The organism is Synechococcus sp. PCC 6716, assembly GCF_022570815.1.
Taxonomy (GTDB): domain Bacteria; phylum Cyanobacteriota; class Cyanobacteriia; order Thermosynechococcales; family Thermosynechococcaceae; genus Thermosynechococcus; species Thermosynechococcus lividus.
Map to the genome: position 1 here is coordinate 1 of NZ_JAKLTU010000056.1, position 2,510 is coordinate 2,510.

At 50.3% G+C, this 2,510-nt stretch carries 4 protein-coding genes; 2 read left to right on the forward strand and 2 right to left on the reverse strand.

The window, feature by feature from the left end; all coding sequences use genetic code 11:
• Nucleotides 1-18 precede the first annotated feature (18 nt).
• The gene (locus tag L5220_RS14135; protein WP_499574290.1) at nucleotides 19-435 is read left to right on the forward strand and encodes an ISL3 family transposase; all 417 of its coding nucleotides are present in this window, start codon (nucleotides 19-21) and stop codon (nucleotides 433-435) included.
• On the opposite strand, the gene L5220_RS14140 is transcribed toward L5220_RS14135, so the two are convergent.
• Nucleotides 421-747 carry a hypothetical protein gene (locus tag L5220_RS14140; protein ID WP_499574286.1) on the reverse strand — a complete coding sequence of 109 codons (327 nt, stop codon included), beginning with the start codon at nucleotides 745-747 and terminating at the stop codon, nucleotides 421-423. The two genes, L5220_RS14135 and L5220_RS14140, sit on opposite strands and share 15 nt — an antisense overlap.
• Before the next feature lie 66 nt (nucleotides 748-813).
• Nucleotides 814-1,698 carry a phospholipase D-like domain-containing protein gene (locus L5220_RS14145; RefSeq protein ID WP_499574287.1) on the reverse strand — a complete coding sequence of 295 codons (885 nt, stop codon included), beginning with the start codon at nucleotides 1,696-1,698 and terminating at the stop codon, nucleotides 814-816.
• Between the two features lie 165 nt (nucleotides 1,699-1,863).
• Here L5220_RS14145 and L5220_RS14150 point away from each other — a divergent pair, with 165 nt between their 5' ends.
• Nucleotides 1,864-2,499, forward strand: coding sequence for a nuclease/transposase family protein (locus L5220_RS14150; RefSeq protein WP_499574288.1), 636 nt, complete (start codon nucleotides 1,864-1,866; stop codon nucleotides 2,497-2,499).
• Nucleotides 2,500-2,510 lie beyond the last annotated feature (11 nt).

A 2,510-nucleotide genomic window follows, 5' to 3' on the forward strand; every position in this document is an offset into this window, starting at 1 on the left:
TAAGTCCAGAAAGCCCAGATTGCAGCCGCGCTCAAACAAAGTAAATATGCGTTACTCAAGCCGGAGGAAAATCTGACTCAGAAGCAAAAAGCAAAACTAGAAGAAATTCGAGAAGTAGTGCCAAGTCTGGCTCGAATGCATCAGGAGAAGGAATCGTTTAGAGCCATCTTTGAGCAAGCAAAAGATTGGAAAGATGGAACCTTTCAATTGCTCGATTGGTTAGCTCAAGCTCAGGATTCTTTTCAAGRGAGCGTAAGAACAATTTGTCGGTGGTTTGGTGAAGTCACCGCCTATTTTGATAATCACACAAATAGTGGTGTTGTCGAAGGTATTAACAATAAATTGAAGCTGATCAAGCGGTCAGGTTATGGGTTCAGGAACTTTGACAATTTTCAGTTACGTTGCTTAATTTGCTGGCATTTAGCTATTGATTAAGCATAACTCGGACGATAGAGCCTCACTTTTTACTTCTTTCTTCGCATAGGTATTTTTGATGAAGCTGCGGGTTCGCCGCACCATGTAGCGACTCATCAACTGCTGCCAGTCCTCCGGCTCCGGGCTTTGCTCAAAGGCTAAGAGCGATCGCACCGGGGTGGTGCTGTGTCTGCGGCGGAACTGCATCTCACCGCCCATACTGCGAATGTAGGCTTCGGGCTTAATGCCTAGGTCGGCATCTGGGCGTAAAAATAACTGCAACTGCGCCGACAAGTCCAGATAGGTTTTGTTATACGGCGTTGCCGTCAGCAAAATACATCGACTGCCGCTCTGCTCAATGTAGTCCTTAATCGCTTGATACCGCTTGCCCTCCTTATTTCACAGGTTGTGGCTTTCATCAATCAGTACCAACCGAAACCGCGCTGGCACATTGGGTAATTCCTGAATCACGCGGCTAATGGGAACCACCTTACCGCGCAAGCCATAGCGATCGACGTAATCCTGCCACATTTTTTCCAAGTTCTTGGGGCAAATAATCAGCGTGCTGGTGCCGTAGTCTTCTTCACAGAGATGGGCGATCGCCGTTCCCACTAAAGTCTTGCCTAACCCCACTACATCGCCGATGATCACCCCATTACGCTTACTCACATGATGGGCCGCAATCTGCACCGCCGCTTCCTGAAACGGCAACAACCCAAAACTAGCCGGGGCGCGATACTGACTCAGCCCATCCCGCGCTTCCTGGGACAGGTGATAGGCCATTTTCAGGTAGATATAGTAAGGTTTGAGCGATCGCCCCGCCCAACTTTCATCGATAATTGCTGCTAATTGCTCCGTAATATCCAAGCAAAAGCGATCGTCCCACCGCGCCTCAAACCACTGCTCCAGCTTATTCGTGTGATCCCGATCCACAACTTCCACATTTAGCTCACCCTGCGATCGCAGTCCAGAAAGGGTCAAATTACTGCTGCCCACATAGCTAATGATGGGCGTGGCGCGATCATGACGGTAAATTAGATACAGCTTGGCATGGAGGGGATGCCGCAAAAATAGCTTGACCTGGAGTTTGCGGGTAAGGAGTTGCGATCGCAACCGCTGCAACCCCTCCTCATCAGCGGCACTGGGCGCACCATAGGTGAGTTGCTGCCGAAACTCCTGTGCCATCAAGGTTTGCAACCGAAGCGCCTGCCCCTGATCCATCCGCTCTGGTTCTACCCCAATTGCTAACGCTTGTCGGAGTTCCTCCTGGGGCAAACGGTACATCCCCACCAGCAATCGACACGCCGCCCCTCACAGAAAACCTCCGAGAAGCCCCGCACCTTCAGGTCGGGGAGGGACAGGAGCGGCAATTGAGAGGGGTTCAATACCCCCGAAATTGCCAGGTTTAGTACGCTTGTTTTTCATAGTCACGGGTGAGAATATAAAAGGATGAAACAAACTCTGACACTAGTTTGCAAACTTGCAACCACACCCGAACAAAATGCCAAGATTGAGGCAGCGCTTCAGGCGTTTGCTGCTGCTTGCAACTATGCCAATGAGCGAGTCAAACCCAAAACAACCAGCAAAACAACGATTCAGTCGTTGTCGTTGGTCTATAACGACCTGCGAGAACATTTTGGGTTGAGTGCTAATCAGGCAGTCAGGGTTTGTGCCAGGGTTGGGGCGAATCGAAAAACAGCCAAAGTGAAGGGCAAGCCTGTCAAAGCGTTTCGTCCAACTTCGGCAGACTACGATGCCCGAATCTTCTCTTTTCGGGAAAAGGATTGGACAGTCAGCCTGACCCTGCTGGGATGTAGAGAACACATCAAACTGGACATAGGACACTACCAGCGCGGCAAGCTGAAGGGGTGTCAACCCACGTCGGCTCAACTGTGCAAGCACAGAGATGGACGATACTACATCCACATTCAACTGAGCGATGAAGCTCCTGAACCCATTCGGTCGGACAAGGCGATTGGCGTTGATTTCGGTCGGCGTGAAATTGCTAAAACTAGTACCGATAACGGTTGGGATGCTCAGCAGTTGAATCAAGTCCGAGATCATTTCGCCAAAGTGAGAGCATAGATCGGAAGAGC